The organism is Allobosea sp. LjRoot9, from assembly GCF_964252745.1.
Taxonomy (GTDB): domain Bacteria; phylum Pseudomonadota; class Alphaproteobacteria; order Rhizobiales; family Beijerinckiaceae; genus Allobosea.
Genome location: NZ_CAXUPC020000001.1, coordinates 213,817 through 229,812, shown reverse-complemented (window position 1 = coordinate 229,812; position 15,996 = coordinate 213,817). Strand labels below are relative to the sequence as shown.

The following is a 15,996-nucleotide window of genomic DNA, read 5'->3' as shown; positions in this document are numbered from 1 at the left end:
CATGCAAGGCATCCTCTACGAAGAACCGACGATCTGGCTGTTCCTGCTGGTCACGGTGGTGATGGGCGGCTGGCTCGCCTGGATGTCGGGCCGCGCCGTGGCCAAGGCATGGAAGCCGACGTTCCAACTCGTGCTCTACATCCTGGTTCTCGGGCTCGCCGTGCGCTTCATCCATTTCGCGCTGTTCGAGGCGACGCTGCTGACGCTGCACTACTATATCGTCGATACCATCGTGCTGATGGCTTTCGGCTTCGCCGGCTGGCGCTACAACCGCGCCAGGCAGATGACGACCCAATATCGCTGGCTCTTCGAGCGCACCGGCCCATTCGGCTGGAAAGCGCGCGAAGGCGTGAAGATCAGGGCCGAAATAGCCTGAAAATGGCGACGAGCTTGACGCGTGACAGACCGTTGAAAAAGCGCAAGACTGCGTTTCACGGTAGCCGCGCGCGCCGAGACGGGCGGACCATCCAGCCCGTTCATAGTAATCACAGGGGAGTCTGATCTCATGAAGAAACTGCTGTTGAGCGGTATCGCGCTCGGCGCCGTCCTCGCCTTCTCCGGCGTGGCGAATGCACAGATCAAGTTCGGCGTCGCCGGACCGATCACAGGCCCCAACGCCGCCTTCGGCGCCCAGCTGAAGAACGGTACCGAGCAGGCGATCGACGACATCAACGCGGCTGGCGGCATCTTGGGTCAGAAGATCGCGCTGTCGGTCGGCGACGACGTCTCCGATCCCAAGCAAGGCGTCTCCGTCGCCAACAAGTTCGTCGGCGACGGCGTCAAGTTCGTGATCGGCCACTTCAACTCCGGCGTCACCATGCCGGCCTCGGAAGTCTATGCCGAGAACGGCATCGCGATGATCTCGCCTTCGGCCACCAACCCGAAGATCACCGAGCGCGGCCTGTGGAATGTGTTCCGCACCTGCGGTCGCGACGACCAGCAGGGTGAGGTCGCGGCGGCCTATATCGCCAAGAACCTCAAGGGCAAGAAGATCGCCGTCATCCACGACAAGACCACCTACGGCCAGGGCCTCGCCGACGAGACCCGCAAGGGCCTGACCAAGGCGGGCGTCAAGGACGTGCTCTATGAAGGCGTCAACGCCGGTGAGAAGGACTATTCGGCGCTAATCTCCAAGCTGAAGTCCGTTGGCGCCGACTACCTCTACTGGGGTGGCCTGCACACCGAAGGCGGCCTGATCGTGCGCCAGATGCGCGACCAGGGCCTGAAGACCGTGATGATCTCGGGCGACGGCATCACCACCGACGAGTTCGCCACGATCGGCGGCCCCGGCGTCGAAGGCACGCTGATGACCTTCCCGCCGGACCCGCAGAAGCGTCCTGAAGCTGCGGCCATCCTCAAGAAGTTCGAGGCCCGCAAGTTCAAGCCGGAGGCGTATACGCTCTACTCCTACGCCGCCGTCGAGATCCTCAAGCAGGCGGCCGAAGGCGCCAAGTCGCTCGATCCCAAGAAGGTCTCCGAGTACATGCGCTCGGGCAAGACCTTCAAGACCGTGATCGGCGACATCACCTACGACAAGAAGGGCGACATCACCCGCCCCGACTACACCATGTACACCTGGAAGAAGGGCGCCGACGGCAAGATCACCTATATCGAGAATTGATCTCGACTAGCTGACCGCCATCTGGCGTGAAACGAGACCGCCCCGGAGCAATCCGGGGTGGTTTTGTTTTGGGGTGCCCGAACCGGACAGCGAAAGCGACGAGGCAATCCAGGGGGGCTTTGTGAGACCTCCCGGATTGCTTCGCTCACGCTTGAATCAAACCCGCAACTGCTCAGCCCAAGCGCCTGAGAAAGCTCGCGAACTGCAGGAGCCCGTCCGGCCAGGGGCCATGTCCGGACTCGGTGTTGAGGTGGCCGCTGTCGCCGGCGTCGACGAAGGTCGCGCCCCAGGCTTCCGCGAGCGCCTTCGCCTCATCCTGCGAACAATAGGGATCGGTCGCGCTGGCGATGACCGTGGCCGGAAAGGGCAGCGTCTCGCGCCGATGCATGGCGAACGCGGCTTCCATATCCGGAAGAGCGCGCTTGGCCTCCTCCGACGCCGGAGAGACCAGGAACCCTCCCGCGACCTCGCCGGGCTTGAGATGCTCCGCCGCATGCGCGACCGCGCTGACGCCGGCCGAGTGCGCGACCAGCACCACGGGGCGCGTGGCGGCCCGCACCGCCTCGACGATGCGGCCAGCCCATTCCTCGCGTTGCGGCTTGTGCCAATCCGCCTGCTCGACACGCCGCGCCGTCGGAAGCCTGGCCTCCCAGCGGCTCTGCCAATGATCAGGGCCGGACCCGGACCAACCGGGGATGATGAGGATGTCGGCTTCGGAGGATTTCATAGCGCATCAAATCGAAACGAGATCGACGCCTTCAAGAGGCGCCGCCGCGATCAATTCCTTGTCGAGTGTCGAGAGGGGCAGCGACAACGTAATCGCCAGATGAAGGTAGCTTGCGTCGTAGATGGTGAGCTTGCGGCGCTGCGCCAAGGTGAGGACGCCGCCCCGGATGACGGCAGGTTCCATATCGACGATCTCGATCGGCAACGCATGAAGCTTCTCGATCGCATCACGCGCCGTTGCCGTTGCGATCGGCGTCTGCGCCCATTTGAAGCGCGCGGCATTGGCGGTTTCGAAGAGCCATAGCGTCGGGGCAAAAGCACCGAAGCCGATCATCCGGTCCAACAGCGCCAGAACAGCCTCGTTCTGCTCGTCGGGCGAAATGATTGCCATCGCGACAGAAGCGTCGATAATGAAGGCGCTCAACGCCGCCCCTTGTCGCGCAATGCGATGATCTCGCCGCGGCTGAACGAGACGCCCTCCGCCCGCAGATTTTCGCGCAACGCCATGATCTCAGCACGAATGTCGCGCCCCGACGGATTTACGCCCGGCTCCTGCGACACCAGCCGCGCCACCGCCTTGCCATGGCGCGTGATCACGATCTCCTCGCCCCGCTCGACACGGTCGAGCAGTTCGGAGAACTTGGTCTTGGCCTCGAATGCGCCGACGGTGATCATGAACGAAAGATAGACTGGTTGACTGGTTGGCTCAACAACATGGTTTGAAGAGGCCTGTCGTCCCAGAGCTGAACTTCGATGAACCGATCGGAAGCAGCGGCTGGATCGCGCCGTCCGACCGTCGCAGGCATTCCAAAACGAGAAACGACGCTGCGGATCTCGCCGAGTGTGAAAACCTGCCCATGATAGGGCTTCCGCTCCCGGATATGCTCGGCTCGCGTTCCAAACGGCAAACTCGCCATGCTGTCAGGATAGGTGAAGGTCAACATGTCGTCGGTGAAAGCCGCCAGCGGCACGACAACCGATGCCGATCGGGACGGATCAGCACCGTCCGCCATGTCGCCGAGAAAGAAATAGATCGGACGGCGGAGATACGGGGTGCCGAGCTTCCGGGTTCGCTCCGACAGCAGCCATGATTCCGTTTGACGGCGACGTGTCAGGTAGTTGGATTTGATCGCCCTTCGCCCAGACGCATTGATGGCGGCAAGGATTCCCTCCGCCTCATCGTCCGGCAGGTTGCAGAGATTCTGGAACCGGCCGCGATCGGGATCGTAGTTGTGCGTGATCACATCTGGAAGATGACGAACGATGTGATCGTCAGCCACTTACCTCTCCCCGAACACCCGCGCGAAGATCGTGTCGACATGCTTGAAGTGATAGCCTTCGTCGAACATCGCCTCGAGTTCCGCCACTGACAGCTTCGCCGTGACCTCGGCATCCTTCTTGAGGTTGGTGAGGAAGTCCTCGCCATGCTCCCAGGTGCGCATCGCGTTGCGCTGGACGAGCGAATAGCTCTCCTCGCGGCTGGCGCCGGCCTGGGTCAGGGCCAGCAGCACGCGCTGCGAATTGTGCAGACCGCCGAGCCGGTCGAGATTCTTGCGCATGTTCTGCGGGTAGATCAGCAGCTTGTCTACGACGCCGGTAAGGCGGGCGAGCGCGAAATCGAGCGTCACGGTGGCGTCGGGGCCGATCATGCGCTCGACCGAGGAGTGCGAGATGTCGCGCTCATGCCAGAGCGCCACATTCTCCAGCGCCGGCACCACCATGCCACGCACGAGGCGGGCAAGCCCGGTCAGGTTCTCGGTCAGCACCGGGTTGCGCTTATGCGGCATCGCCGAGGAGCCCTTCTGGCCGGGCGAGAAGAACTCCTCCGCCTCATAGACCTCGGTGCGCTGCAGATGCCGAATCTCGGTCGCGAGCCGCTCGACGCTGGAAGCGACGACGCCAAGCGTGGCGAAATACATCGCATGCCGGTCGCGCGGGATGACCTGGGTCGAGACCGGCTCGACGCTCAGCCCCATCTTCTCCGCGACATAGGCCTCCACCGAGGGGTCGATATTGGCGAAGGTGCCGACCGCGCCCGAAATCGCGCAGGTCGCGATCTCGGCCCGAGCCGCGACTAATCGAGCCTTGCAACGGTCGAACTCGGCATAGGCCTGCGCCAGCTTCAGCCCGAAGGTCACCGGCTCGGCATGGATGCCGTGCGAACGGCCGATGGTCGGCGTCAGCTTGTGCTCGAATGCCCGGCGCTTGATCGCCGCAAGCAGCGCATCGACATCCGCGATCAAGAGGTCGGTGGCGCGCGCGAGCTGCACCGAGAGCGTCGTGTCCAGAATGTCCGAGGAGGTCATGCCCTGATGGACGAAGCGGGCTTCCGGCCCGACGATCTCGGCCAGATGCGTGAGAAACGCGATGACGTCATGCTTGGTGACGCGCTCGATCTCGTCGATGCGCGCGACATCGAAGGTCGCGTCCTTGGCCTTGGCCCAGATCGTGGCGGCAGCCTCTTTCGGCACCACGCCAAGCTCGGCGAGCTTGTCGGTGGCGTGCGCTTCGATCTCGAACCAGATCCGGAAGCGGGTCTGCGGCTCCCAGATCGCGACCATCTCGGGGCGGGAATAGCGCGGGATCATCGTCTCGTCCTTGTGACAAACAAGCCCTCATCCTGAGGAGCACTCTGCAGGAGCGCGTCTCGAAGGATGCTCCAGAAGGCGCTCGCTGGATCATCCTTCGAGACGCCGCTTCGCGGCTCCTCAGGATGAGGGCTGTACTAAAATCTCAAACCCACTGCCCGCGCGCGGCTTCAGCCGCCTTGCGGATCGCGGAGATATTGGCGGCATAGGCGGCAGGCCCGCCCTTGAACACGGCAGAGCCGGCGACGAGAACATTCGCTCCGGCCTTTGCCGCGAGCGGCGCGGTCTCAGGGCTAGCCCCGCCATCGATTTCGAGTGCGATCGGCCGCTCGCCGATCATAGCGCGCACCCGGGCGATCTTCTCGAGCACGGAGCGGATGAAGCTCTGCCCGCCGAAGCCGGGATTGACCGTCATCAGCAGGATCAGGTCGAGATCGTCGAGCAGCGGCTCGATGGCGCTTTCATGCGTGCCGGGATTGAGCACGATGCCGGCCTGCTTGCCGTGGTTCCGAATTGTCTGCAGCGTCCGGTGAGGATGCGGCCCGGCCTCGACATGGAACGAAATGAGATCGGCGCCGGCCTTGGCGAAGGCTTCGACATAAGGATCGACCGGCGCGATCATCAGATGCACGTCGAAGAGCTTCTTGGTGCAGGGGCGGATCGCCTTCAGCACATCCGGCCCGAAGGTGATGTTGGGCACGAAATGCCCATCCATCACATCGCAATGGATCCAGTCGGCCCCCGCCTCGTCGATCGCGCGCACCTCCTCGCCCAGCTTCGAGAAATCGGCCGAGAGGATCGAGGGGGCGATGCGGATGGGAGCGCTCATGCGCCAAGCGTTTAACGCCCGCAGGCCGGCGCCGCAATCAAATCCAGGTGCTTTTTCAGCGCCGCTTCACCGGGTATGACAGCCGCCTGTCGGCCTCAGCCACTTCCTCCGCCGCCGCCGCGAAGGCCGGCCGGCCGCTCAGGCGGCCAAACCAACCGGCAAGCTCGCTATAGTCCGCCAGGGACGGGCCACCGAGACGCAGAGCCCACAGCAAGGTCATAAACAGCCCGATATCGGCCACGGACAACGCTTCGCCGAAGAAGTCGCGGCCGGCCAATCGCTCATTGAGCCCGCAATAATACCGCGCGAGTACGGCCTCGGCGATCAGCGCATCGGTCTCCTGCGCCACCCGCTTGTTGCGGTCTGCCGTCGGCGGCTCGCTGCGATGCATCAGCGGGCGCACGGCCATGAACAGGATTTCGTCGGCAAAAAGCTCGTCCAGTCGGCAGCGCGCGCGCTCTGCCGGGGTCTTGGGATAGAGCGAAGGCTGCGGGTAGGCCTCATCGAGATATTCGAGGATGATCGTGGAATCGTAGACGACCAGCCCCTCATCGTTCAGGATCGGCACCTGCCTTTTCGGGTTCAGCGCCAGCACTTCAGGATGCCTCGGCTCATAGCCCGCGGTCTGGCTGAAGGGCACCATGATGCGCTCAAAAGGCAGCGCCTTCTCTCGCAGCGCGATCTCGACCTTGCGGGAGAACAGGCTGAGCGGTCCGGAATAGAGCGTGATCATGACGGCGAGGCCCCGGTTACGTTGGGGCGACCTTCGCAAAGCGAACCGTCAGCTCGCGGCAGGAGACTTCAGGCCTCAGACTTCAGGCCCAAGACTTCAGGCCTCCCTGCGGCGAATACGCGCCGCAAGGCCGCGCAACAGCCAAGGCTGCAGATAGATCGGGAACTGCGCCAGGGCAAAGAACAGGAAGGTCGAGGGCGGCACGCCGGCTCCCAGCGCGGCGACGATCATGCCCATGTTCCGCTGGCCCGAGCCGTAGCCGATCATGAAGCGCTCCGAGGCCGGCAAGCGGCGCAAGGCGAGATAGGCCGTAAGCAGCCCGAAACCCGAGACAGCAAAGACGCAGGCCAGGAAGAGCAGCACGCGCTTGGGATCGTCGATCGCCGCCTGCGTGACGCCGTCCATCGCGGCGATGGCGAAGATAAAATACATCAGCACGCCAAAACCATCGAGATTGGCCTTCATCCCCTTGATCCGCTCGACACCGAGCCAGACCCGCAAGGCCGCGGCGACCGCCATGCCGCCGCCGACGAAGAGCAGAAGCCTGAACGCCAGCACCCAGCTGTCGAGCGGCACCGCGGCGCCCGCCAGCAATTCGACCAGGAAGGGCGCGACGACAGGACTGACGATCGTGCTCAGGATGACGCAGGCGATGATCAGCGACGGCTCGAAGCCATAGAGGATCGCAACCGCCGGCGACGACATGATCGGCGGTGCAGCGCCCATGATGGCGAGCCCCAGCAGGAGCCCCGGATCGAGCGCCTCCCGGCCAAGCAGAAGGAAGGCCCCGCCGATCAGCAGGACCGGCGCCGCGACCAGCCAGAGACAGGAGAGGATGAGCTTGCCCGGCCGCCGCACAAGCCCGGCGATGATGCCGAGATCGGCCCGCATGAACACAATCGTGGTGAAGCAGAAGATCGTGACCGGCAGCACCGGACGCGCCGCAGCCGAGAACTGCGGCAAGGCCAATCCGAGGAAGATCGAGAGCGCGAAACCCTGCGTGCCATGACGGCCGAGCCAGGCCAAAGCGGCGGCGATTGAAGCGGCGAAACGCGAAAGCATGAAGGCCCGGTTTGGACTGGAAGGGCTGCGACACTCGCCGATCTCGCGCCTTGCGTCACCCGCCATCGCCGCAGGCCCGCCCTGCGTGCGCAGAAAATTGCAAGAAAAAGCCGGCAAAGCGAGACCGGCGCACAGTGTTCGGCCGATTGGCGCAAATCTTGCGAAACTTTGAGCGTAAGGCCGCAAAAATGCGCCGTGGCGCTGACATCGCCCCATAAACGGCTATTTTGCTGCAGCAGCGGGCTGGCAGGAGCACAAGATGCAGACGGATACCATCGTCCTCGGCGCAGGGATCGTCGGCATTTCGGTGGCGCTGCATCTGCAAAAGGCGGGCCGCTCCGTGCTGCTCGTCGACAAGCGCGGTCCGGGCCAGGAGACGAGCTACGGCAATGCCGGGCTGATCCAGCGCGAGGGTGTCTACCCCTACGGCTTCCCGCATGATTTCGGCGCGCTCATCCGCTACGCGATGAACAACACCATCGACGCGCATTACCATTGGAACGCGATCCCCAAGCTCGCGCCCTTCCTGTGGTCGTACTGGATGCATTCGCGCGCTTCGCAGCATGAAGCCATCGCCCATAAATATGCGACGCTGATCGAGCATTGCGTCAGCGAGCATGACGCGCTTGCGCAGGAAGCCGGCGCGACCAATCTGCTGCGCCGCAAGGGCTGGATGAAGGTGTTCCGCACCGCAGCCCAGCAGGACGCGCGCCTGGCCGAGGCAGCACGCTGGAACCGCGATTTCGGCCTGAACTACCGTGCGCTCGACGTCGCCACCTTGCGCAGCGAGGAGCCGCATCTCGACCAGAGCCTGATCGGCGGCCTGCACTGGACCGACCCGGTGACGGTGGTCGATCCGCTGGGCCTGTCCAAAGCCTATGTCGCGCGGTTCGAAGAGCTCGGCGGCAAGCTCGCGCTCGGCGACGCCAGCACGCTGGTGCAGGACGCCACCGGCTGGAGCGTGACGCTCACTGATGGCACCAGGGCCCAGGCCAAGGACGCTGTCGTCGCGCTCGGCCCCTGGGCCGATGTGGTGACCACCAAGCTCGGCTACCATCTGCCGCTCGCGGTCAAGCGCGGCTACCACATGCATTACAAGGCGCAAGGCAACGCCGTGCTCAACCACCCGGTGCTCGACACCGAGCGCGGCTATTTCCTCGCGCCGATGCTGCAAGGCATCCGCCTGACCACGGGCGCCGAATTCGCCGACCGCGATGCACCCAAGACGCCGGTCCAGCTCGCCCGCGCCGAGCCGATCGCCAGGACGCTATTCCCGCTTGGCGAGCGGGTCGATGCCGAGCCCTGGCTCGGCCGCCGGCCCTGCACACCCGACATGATGCCGATCATCGGCCCCGCGCCGAAGCACAAGAACCTGTGGTTCTCGATCGGCCACGCCCATCATGGGCTGACGCTGGCGGCCGTCACGGGCCGGATGATCGCCGAGATGGTGACGGGCCAAAAGGTCTTCGTCGATCCGACGCCGTTCTCGGCTGCGCGCTTCGGCTAGGCGGCGTCATCCCGTGCGCGCTGCAGCGTGAAACGCTGCTGCGCAGACACGGGACCGCGTGACGAGAGGACGCCTCTATTCTAAGAGCGGTCCCGCATCAGCGCAGCAGCACTTCGTGCCGCAGCGCGTGCGGGATGACAGCCCTGCACCGCGCGCCCTCGCCTCGCGCTCCGCGACCTGCCACCATTGCCGCTGCTCTCGATTCCAGCCCAAGGTTGCGCCATGGCCCTCGCCGAAGCCCCCGTTCAGGACAATGCCTACGTCGCCGCGCTCGCACTGCTCGACCGCGCGCCGATGATCGACGGCCATAACGACCTGCCCTATGTCATCAGGCTCGACCGCAACGCCAAGGGCGATGTCGGCGTTTACGATCTGGCGAAACTGCATCCCGAGGTCGACACCGACATTCCGCGCATGCGGGCCGGCAAGCTCGCCGGGCAGTTCTTCGCGGCTTATGTGCCGCCGAACCACCCCAAGCCCGCCGGCTTCGCGCTCGCCCAGATCGCGCTGATGCGCGACATCCTGAAGCGTCATTCGGACGCCTTCCGCCCCGGCCTCTCGGCCGCCGATGTCGCTGCAGCCAAAGCCGAGGGCAGGATCGCGCTGTTCATGACGATCGAGAACGGATCGGCGCTCGACAACGAGCTCGATGCGCTCGACGCCTATTACGATCTCGGCGTCCGGCTGATGACGCTTTGCCACAACGGCACGCATGACTGGTGCGATTCCGCGACTGACGCCCCAAAGCACAACGGCCTCAGCGCTTTCGGCAAGGAGGTCATCGCGCGCATGAACAAGCTCGGCATGGTCGTCGACCTCGCCCATGTCTCGCCCAAGGTGATGCACGATACGCTCGACGTCAGCAGCGCGCCGGTCGTCTGGTCACATTCCAACGCGTTTTCGCTCTGCGACCACCCGCGCAACGTCCCCGATGACGTGCTCGACCGCGTCGCCGGCAATGGCGGCGTGGTGATGGCAACCTTCGTGCCCGATTTCATCAGCCAGGCCGCGCGCGACTGGCACCGCCCGGTCAAGGACCAGTACGGCAAGACGCCCGAAGGGCTCGATTACGCCAAGGCGGAACAAGAGATCGAGCGCAAGGCCGGGCCGCGCCCCAAGGCGACGCTGCCGCAATATTGCGACCATCTCGACTACCTCGCCAAGCGCATCGGTCACGACCATATCGGCGTCGGCTCGGATTTCTTCGGCTGGGTCAATCCCGATGGGCTCGAGGACACCACGGTCTTCCCCTCGCTGATCGCGGAATTGATCCGGCGCGGCTGGTCGGAGGACAACCTCGAAAAGCTTGCCGGCGGCAACACGCTGCGAGTGATGCGGGCGGTGGAGAAGGCTGCCGCCTGATTCGTAGAGGCGGCGCTGAAAGCATCACCTCAGGATTTCAACGTCTCCAGATTGCGCGCTCATCTGAGCGCGCTCAATACGTGTAGAAATGGGTGATTTACCGGCCAGAAACCGTTGATTTCATTGATCCTTAACCGCGTTCGCTAACCATCCCGGCCAGCAGCAGCAGCTCGAGATGGCTATGATCAACCTGAACAATATCAAGATCGGTACGAAATTCGTCAGCGCCATCATCCTGATGGGCCTGATCGGGCTGGGCGCCTGCCTCTATGCGGGCCAGCAGATGAAGCAAGTCGATACCGACTACTCCACCATGCTGGACACCCGCCCCAAGGCAATCCTGGCGAGCGCACGCGCCTCGCGGACAGCAAACGACCTGATCGCGCAAACCTACAAGATCATCGCCTACCCTGCCGGTGCGCCCGGGATCGCCGAGGCCAAGGCCCAAGGCGAGGCCTCCTACAAGGACACCCTCGCTTATCTCGCCGAGGCAGCTACGATTTTGCCCGACATGAAGGAGCGTTTCGAGGGCTTCGCCACGCAGGTGCGCGGCTTGAAGGCCTCCGTCGATCAGGCCATCCAGCTCGGAGAGCAGGATGAGAATACCAAGGCGCTGGCGGTGATGGGCACGCTGGACGGCAAGCTTCGTGGGCTCATCAGCGACATCGTCGCCTTCAACGCGGCGCTGATCAAGGATCTCGATGCCAGATCCAATGCATTGACCGCGACGACCGAGCACACCGCCGCCATCACGCTCGCAGCCAGCGTCGCAGGGCTCCTGCTCGGGCTCGTCGGCGCCATCCTGATGTCGTCGCGCACCATCACGCGCCCGCTGGACCGCCTGAAGCTTGCGATGAGCGAGCTCGCCGCCGGCAATTTCGACACGGCTGTCGAGGGCGACGCCCGCAAGGACGAAGTCGGCGCCATGGCCAAGACCGTGCTCGTCTTCAAGCAGAACGGCCTCGAAATGCGGCGGCTGGAAGAGGAGACCGCGCAGTCCCGCACCGCCTCCGAGACACAGCGCCAGCAGACCGAGCGCGACCGCGCCGCCAATGCCCGCGAGCAGGAACGCCTCGCCACGGAACAGCGCGAGGTCATGGATCTGCTCGCCGGCGGTCTCGACATGCTGTCCAAGGGCGACCTGACCTGCCGGATCGATAGCGATGTCGCAGCCGCCTATGAGAAGCTCCGCGACGACTTCAACACGGCCGTCTCCCGCCTCAGCGAGACGGTCTCGACGATCCAGGCCACTTCCACCGATGTCGGAAACTCGGCTCGCGAGATCAATATGGGCGCTGACGACCTGTCGAAGCGCACCGAGGAGCAGGCCTCCTCGCTTGAAGAGACCGCGGCCACCACGGAGGAACTCGCAGCCTCGGTGAAGGCCTCGGCTACAGCCTCCAGGCAGGCGGTCGCGCTGGCCGAACAGGCCATGTCGGTCGCGGAGAAGGGCGGCGCCATTGTCACCAACGCGGTCGATGCGATGGCTCGGATCGAACTCGCCTCGAAGAAGATTTCGGACATCACCTCGGTCATCGACGAGATCGCCTTCCAGACCAATCTGCTGGCGCTCAACGCCGCGGTCGAGGCCGCCCGTGCCGGCGACGCCGGCAAGGGCTTTGCCGTTGTCGCCTCCGAAGTCCGCACGCTGGCGCAGCGCTCCGGCGACGCCGCCAAGGACATCACCGCGCTGATCGGCGAATCCGGCCGCGAGGTCGAGCAGGGCGTGGCGCTGGTGCGCTCCGCCGGCGAGGCGCTCAACCAGATCGTCGAAGCCTCGCGCAAGGTCTCCGCGACCGTGACCGACATCTCGGCGGCTTCGGCCGAGCAGGCCAACGGCATCGACGAGATGAGCCAGACCGTGGCGCATATGGATGAGATGACCCAGCAGAACGCGGCACTCGCCGAGGAAAGCGCGGCCTCGGCCACATCGCTGCTGAGCCAGATCCAGCGCCTCAATGGCCTGGTCGCGACCTTCCGGACCCATAGCAACTCAGCCGGCCAGCAAGCTCCCGCAGTGCAGCCACAGCGCCGCTACGCCGCCTGATCTCAAGCCGGCAGGCCTTCCGGCAGGGATCGTTTGCTCAAAAGCAGAGATCGCTTCTCAGAGATTGCTTGCCGAAGCTGCTCCATCCGTTAAGGGCTCGCTCTCTATCCGAGAGCGAGCCCATTTCATGACTGGATCCGGCACAGACCGCACGCGCCCGCCGACCACGGCGCCGGCCCCGGTCATCATCCTGGTCGAACCGCAGATGGCCGAGAACATCGGCATGTGCGCCCGCGCCATGGCGAATTTCGGCCTGTCGGAGATGCGCCTCGTCGCGCCGCGCGACGGTTGGCCGACGGGCGGCGGCCTGAAGAAGGGCGCAACCTCCGCAGCCTCTGGCGCGACCCATATCCTGGAGAACGCCAGGCTCTTTCCAGACACCGCCTCGGCCATCGCCGATCTCAACCATGTCCTCGCCACCACCGCCCGCGAGCGCGGCCAGATGAAGCGCGTGGTCACGCCGGCCGAGGCGATGCCACCGCTCACGGAGCGTGTCAGTGCGGGCGAACGCGTCGGCATCCTGTTCGGGCGCGAGCGCATCGGCCTGACCAATGAAGAGATCAGCTTCGCCGACGCGATCCTGACCTTCCCGGTCAACCCGGCCTTCGCCTCGCTCAACCTGGCGCAGGCCGTGCTGCTCGCCGGTTATGAATGGTTCAAGGCGACCGGCGGCGAACCGCCCTTCCGCGAGAGCAACACCTCGCCGCCGGCGACGCGCGAGACGATCCTGTCGATGTTCGATTATGTCGAGGGCGAGCTCGACATCTGCGGCTTCTTTCCACCGGGCAAGAAGCCGGCGATGACCGCCAATCTGCGCGACATCCTGCATCGGCTGAGCCTGACCGAGCAGGAGGCGCGCACCTTGCGCGGTGTGTTCAAATCGCTGGCCGAAGGGCCGCGGCGGCTGCGCGTGCCCAAGCCACCGCATGGCGAATGAAAAAGCCGGCCGCAAGCGGCCGGCTTTCGACAGTGTCAGCCGGCGCCGTAGCGTCGGCCGAGAGATTCGTTCTCAGAACTGGTACTTCATCGTCGCCTTCACGGTGCGGCCGGGCTCGCTGTAGTAGTCACGGCCCTGGGGGCGCGCGAGCGGGACATTGACGGCATCGAAATACTTGCGGTCGAAGATGTTGTAGACGCCGACCTGCAATTCGAGGTCCGCGATCTGCGGCAACGGCCGCCACCACGCCGAAGCATTGAAGATCGCATAACCCGGCGCCTTGAAGCCGGTGCCCGCTGAGACCGTCGAGACGTCGTCGCGCGCCGCCGCCAGCTTGGTCGAAACCTCGGCCCCCCAGACATCGGTGCCATAGGCGATCGCGACGATGCCCTGCACCGGCGGGATCGAGTTCAGGAAGGTGTCGTTGTCCTTGTTCTTGCCGCGGGTATAGGCGAAGGAGCCGCGCACCAGCCAGTTCGGCGCGAAGGCATATTGGCCGTTCGCTTCGAACCCCTGGATCTCCGCGCGGTTGATATTCTGATAGCTGGTGATGCCCCCTTGCGGATACAGCCCACCGACGCCCGCGGCCTGAACCTGATAGGTCTCGATGAAATTGCGGTAGTTGGTGTGGAAATAGGTGATCGAGCCGCCAAGCTGCTTGTCACCGAAGCGCAAGCCGACATCGATGCCGTTGCCGACTTCAGGACGCAGATTCGGATTGCCGGTGCGCAGATAGGTGGAGGTTCCGCCGAAGCGGCCATAGAGTTCGTCCGCCGTCGGCGCCCGGAAGGTCTTGGCCCATTGCGCGAAGACGGTGACGTCCTTCACCAGGGCTGCGTTCTTCAGGATGTCGTATTCGAGCCGGAGGCGCGGCGACCAGCCCGTGTCGCTCGATGACGGCGGCAAACCGACCGGACGCGAGCCGCCATTCGTGTAGGCCGGTGTATCCTGCGGCTTTTCCTCGTACCAGTCGAAGCGCACGCCGGGCGTGATGCGCAGGCGGTTGTCGATCAGGCCGATCTCGTCATGTGCGTAGAGGCCGACGAGCTTTCCGTCGACCTTCGGCTGGTCGGCCTGGTTGGTGAAAAGGTTGTTGCAGGTGGCGAGCGCCCCCGTGAAGGCACCCGACGCCGGGCGCGCCGGGCAGTTGTCGACGCCGGCCGAATACTGCTCGAGCGAGCTGGTGCGCAGCTCGGTGCCGAGCGTAACGCGGTGCGACAGGACACCGGTCTGGAAGCTCTTCAGCACATGGCCGTTGAAGCCGTAGGCGTTTTCTTCGTTCTCGTTGTTGCGGGCATAAGGCCCAATGATGCTGGTGTAGCGCCAGGCGTTGGTGATGTCGTTGCGCTTCAGCCGCTGCCAGTAGAGCGTGGCATGGGCTTCGTCGAGAAACCCTCCCGGCCGCTTGTAGTCATAGGTCAGCGAGACCCGGTTGCGCTCGACGTCCTCGCCGGTCTCGTAGGCGCCCGGACGGAAATTGCCGGTCAGCGAGACCGTGTTGTTCCGGACCTGGGTGCGATCCGCGCGCTTGAAGAACTCGGCGGTGAGGCCGAAGCGATGGTCGCCGACCTCCTGATAGATCTTGCCGAGGAAATTGTACTGGTTGAAGTCGCTCGGGTTCGGCGCCGTACGCGTCGCGCCGATGCTCTTGTTCGAGCCCTTGCTGTCAATCTCGTGGCCGTCGCGGAAGCCGCCCTGCAGCAGGACGGAGGTGTTGCCCATGCGGGCAGCAACCGCACCGCTGCCGAACCAGGCCCGGTCCGTGCTGTCATAGCCGGTCTTGGCGAGCGTGCCATAGGAGCGGCCGTTGCGCAGCAGATCCTCGGGGTCGAGGGTGCGCACGGCGAGCGCGCCGCCGAGCGCACCGCCGCCCAGCGTGCTGGCGCCGCTGCCGCCGCGCAACAGGTCGAGCGTCGAGAGCGAATCGAAATCGAAGGCGTTCTGGGCGCCGCGAGTGATGCGCGTGTCGATCAGGAAGGGTTGGCGGATGCCGTCGATCGTCGTCAGCACGCGCGCGCCGTCGAGGCCACGGATGTTGAGCGAGTTGTTCTGGCGGTTGAAGCTGATCCCGGCTTCGACGCGGTTGGCGAGATCGGAGAGGTTCTGGACCTGCTCGCGGTCGAGCTCCTGGCGCGTCGTGCGGGTCGTCGTCGGCCCGTTGAGCAGCGCTCCACCGGGCACGCCCTCGCCCTGGACGTTGATCTGGTCGAGAACCACAGGACTGTCCGGATTGGCCGCGCTGGCCGCCGGTTGCGAGCGGCTTTGTTGCTGCGCGTAAGCCGGCCCAGCCATCAAAGCCAACATCAAGCTTCCAAGCGCCACGCCCCCGCGCAGTCTAGCGGAATAATCGCCCATCGCCCAAGTCCAGTCCTTGTCACCGCAGCCCAGCGACATCGCCGCGCCATCGGAGATTAAAATGAATATAAACAAGGCCTTATACAGCGGTATAAGACGAAGATCAGATATTTGCCATATTTGTAGCTGTCAATCTTTTGCGGAACCGCGACTAAACTATAGATTTATTCTAACGAACAACTGAGAGGCCAGATCGATCGCCTCGAATGTGGCAACCCGCCAGGGAACG

The 15,996-nt window shown here is 64.5% G+C and carries 15 protein-coding genes; 6 read left to right on the top strand and 9 right to left on the bottom strand.

All coding sequences use genetic code 11. From position 1 onward, the window contains the following. The first annotated feature begins 1 nt into the window (after position 1). Both ACSQ3P_RS01100 and ACSQ3P_RS01095 read left to right on the top strand, forming a co-directional pair. Positions 2-376 (top strand): DUF6867 family protein, encoded by a 375-nt coding sequence (locus tag ACSQ3P_RS01100; protein WP_436163862.1) that lies wholly within the window; start codon positions 2-4, stop codon positions 374-376. 129 nt (positions 377-505) lie between these two features. Further along, positions 506-1,621 (top strand): branched-chain amino acid ABC transporter substrate-binding protein, encoded by a 1,116-nt coding sequence (locus ACSQ3P_RS01095; protein WP_436163861.1) that lies wholly within the window; start codon positions 506-508, stop codon positions 1,619-1,621. Between the two features lie 172 nt (positions 1,622-1,793). On the opposite strand, the gene ACSQ3P_RS01090 is transcribed toward ACSQ3P_RS01095, so the two are convergent. From ACSQ3P_RS01090 to ACSQ3P_RS01055, 8 genes are all read right to left on the bottom strand, one after another. Then, positions 1,794-2,348: an RBBP9/YdeN family alpha/beta hydrolase gene (locus ACSQ3P_RS01090; protein ID WP_436163860.1), complete on the bottom strand. Its 555-nt coding sequence runs from the start codon at positions 2,346-2,348 to the stop codon at positions 1,794-1,796. A gap of 6 nt (positions 2,349-2,354) precedes the next feature. Beyond that, positions 2,355-2,771 carry a type II toxin-antitoxin system VapC family toxin gene (locus ACSQ3P_RS01085; RefSeq protein ID WP_436163859.1) on the bottom strand — a complete coding sequence of 139 codons (417 nt, stop codon included), beginning with the start codon at positions 2,769-2,771 and terminating at the stop codon, positions 2,355-2,357. Then, positions 2,768-3,022 carry a type II toxin-antitoxin system Phd/YefM family antitoxin gene (locus tag ACSQ3P_RS01080; protein WP_436163858.1) on the bottom strand — a complete coding sequence of 85 codons (255 nt, stop codon included), beginning with the start codon at positions 3,020-3,022 and terminating at the stop codon, positions 2,768-2,770. Before ACSQ3P_RS01080 ends, ACSQ3P_RS01085 begins: the two co-directional genes overlap by 4 nt. Further along, positions 3,019-3,627 carry a hypothetical protein gene (locus ACSQ3P_RS01075; RefSeq protein WP_436163857.1) on the bottom strand — a complete coding sequence of 203 codons (609 nt, stop codon included), beginning with the start codon at positions 3,625-3,627 and terminating at the stop codon, positions 3,019-3,021. Before ACSQ3P_RS01075 ends, ACSQ3P_RS01080 begins: the two co-directional genes overlap by 4 nt. Next, positions 3,628-4,935 carry an adenylosuccinate lyase gene (purB, locus tag ACSQ3P_RS01070; RefSeq protein WP_436163856.1) on the bottom strand — a complete coding sequence of 436 codons (1,308 nt, stop codon included), beginning with the start codon at positions 4,933-4,935 and terminating at the stop codon, positions 3,628-3,630. Between the two features lie 145 nt (positions 4,936-5,080). After that, positions 5,081-5,764: a ribulose-phosphate 3-epimerase gene (gene rpe, locus ACSQ3P_RS01065; protein ID WP_436163855.1), complete on the bottom strand. Its 684-nt coding sequence runs from the start codon at positions 5,762-5,764 to the stop codon at positions 5,081-5,083. Positions 5,765-5,819: 55 nt separating this feature from the next. Further along, complete coding sequence (locus ACSQ3P_RS01060) at positions 5,820-6,497, bottom strand: glutathione S-transferase family protein (protein ID WP_436163854.1); 678 nt, start codon at positions 6,495-6,497, stop codon at positions 5,820-5,822. 96 nt (positions 6,498-6,593) lie between these two features. After that, positions 6,594-7,559, bottom strand: coding sequence for a hypothetical protein (locus ACSQ3P_RS01055; protein WP_436163853.1), 966 nt, complete (start codon positions 7,557-7,559; stop codon positions 6,594-6,596). Between the two features lie 259 nt (positions 7,560-7,818). On the opposite strand from ACSQ3P_RS01055, the gene ACSQ3P_RS01050 reads away from it, so the two are divergent. From ACSQ3P_RS01050 to ACSQ3P_RS01035, 4 genes are all read left to right on the top strand, one after another. Then, the gene (locus ACSQ3P_RS01050) at positions 7,819-9,066 is read left to right on the top strand and encodes an NAD(P)/FAD-dependent oxidoreductase (RefSeq protein ID WP_436163852.1); all 1,248 of its coding nucleotides are present in this window, start codon (positions 7,819-7,821) and stop codon (positions 9,064-9,066) included. Between the two features lie 222 nt (positions 9,067-9,288). Beyond that, positions 9,289-10,428: a dipeptidase gene (locus tag ACSQ3P_RS01045; protein ID WP_436163851.1), complete on the top strand. Its 1,140-nt coding sequence runs from the start codon at positions 9,289-9,291 to the stop codon at positions 10,426-10,428. Between the two features lie 175 nt (positions 10,429-10,603). After that, positions 10,604-12,475 (top strand): methyl-accepting chemotaxis protein, encoded by a 1,872-nt coding sequence (locus ACSQ3P_RS01040; protein ID WP_436163850.1) that lies wholly within the window; start codon positions 10,604-10,606, stop codon positions 12,473-12,475. Between the two features lie 127 nt (positions 12,476-12,602). Further along, positions 12,603-13,412: an RNA methyltransferase gene (locus tag ACSQ3P_RS01035; protein WP_436163849.1), complete on the top strand. Its 810-nt coding sequence runs from the start codon at positions 12,603-12,605 to the stop codon at positions 13,410-13,412. A gap of 72 nt (positions 13,413-13,484) precedes the next feature. Here the strand turns inward: ACSQ3P_RS01035 and ACSQ3P_RS01030 are convergent, their stop codons facing one another. After that, positions 13,485-15,629, bottom strand: a complete 2,145-nt coding sequence (locus ACSQ3P_RS01030) for a TonB-dependent hemoglobin/transferrin/lactoferrin family receptor (protein WP_436163848.1) — start codon at positions 15,627-15,629, stop codon at positions 13,485-13,487. Positions 15,630-15,996: the final 367 nt, after the last annotated feature.

Excerpts from the sequence above, each read along its gene's own strand:
- ACSQ3P_RS01100 (WP_436163862.1), top strand. The coding sequence starts at position 2 with ATGCAAGGCATCCTCTACGAAGAACCGACGATCTGGCTGTTCCTGCTG.
- ACSQ3P_RS01095 (WP_436163861.1), top strand. The coding sequence starts at position 506 with ATGAAGAAACTGCTGTTGAGCGGTATCGCGCTCGGCGCCGTCCTCGCC.
- ACSQ3P_RS01090 (WP_436163860.1), bottom strand. The coding sequence starts at position 2,348 with ATGAAATCCTCCGAAGCCGACATCCTCATCATCCCCGGTTGGTCCGGG.
- ACSQ3P_RS01080 (WP_436163858.1), bottom strand. The coding sequence starts at position 3,022 with ATGATCACCGTCGGCGCATTCGAGGCCAAGACCAAGTTCTCCGAACTG.
- purB (WP_436163856.1), bottom strand. The coding sequence starts at position 4,935 with ATGATCCCGCGCTATTCCCGCCCCGAGATGGTCGCGATCTGGGAGCCG.
- rpe (WP_436163855.1), bottom strand. The coding sequence starts at position 5,764 with ATGAGCGCTCCCATCCGCATCGCCCCCTCGATCCTCTCGGCCGATTTC.
- ACSQ3P_RS01060 (WP_436163854.1), bottom strand. The coding sequence starts at position 6,497 with ATGATCACGCTCTATTCCGGACCGCTCAGCCTGTTCTCCCGCAAGGTC.
- ACSQ3P_RS01055 (WP_436163853.1), bottom strand. The coding sequence starts at position 7,559 with ATGCTTTCGCGTTTCGCCGCTTCAATCGCCGCCGCTTTGGCCTGGCTC.
- ACSQ3P_RS01050 (WP_436163852.1), top strand. The coding sequence starts at position 7,819 with ATGCAGACGGATACCATCGTCCTCGGCGCAGGGATCGTCGGCATTTCG.
- ACSQ3P_RS01045 (WP_436163851.1), top strand. The coding sequence starts at position 9,289 with ATGGCCCTCGCCGAAGCCCCCGTTCAGGACAATGCCTACGTCGCCGCG.
- ACSQ3P_RS01040 (WP_436163850.1), top strand. The coding sequence starts at position 10,604 with ATGGCTATGATCAACCTGAACAATATCAAGATCGGTACGAAATTCGTC.
- ACSQ3P_RS01035 (WP_436163849.1), top strand. The coding sequence starts at position 12,603 with ATGACTGGATCCGGCACAGACCGCACGCGCCCGCCGACCACGGCGCCG.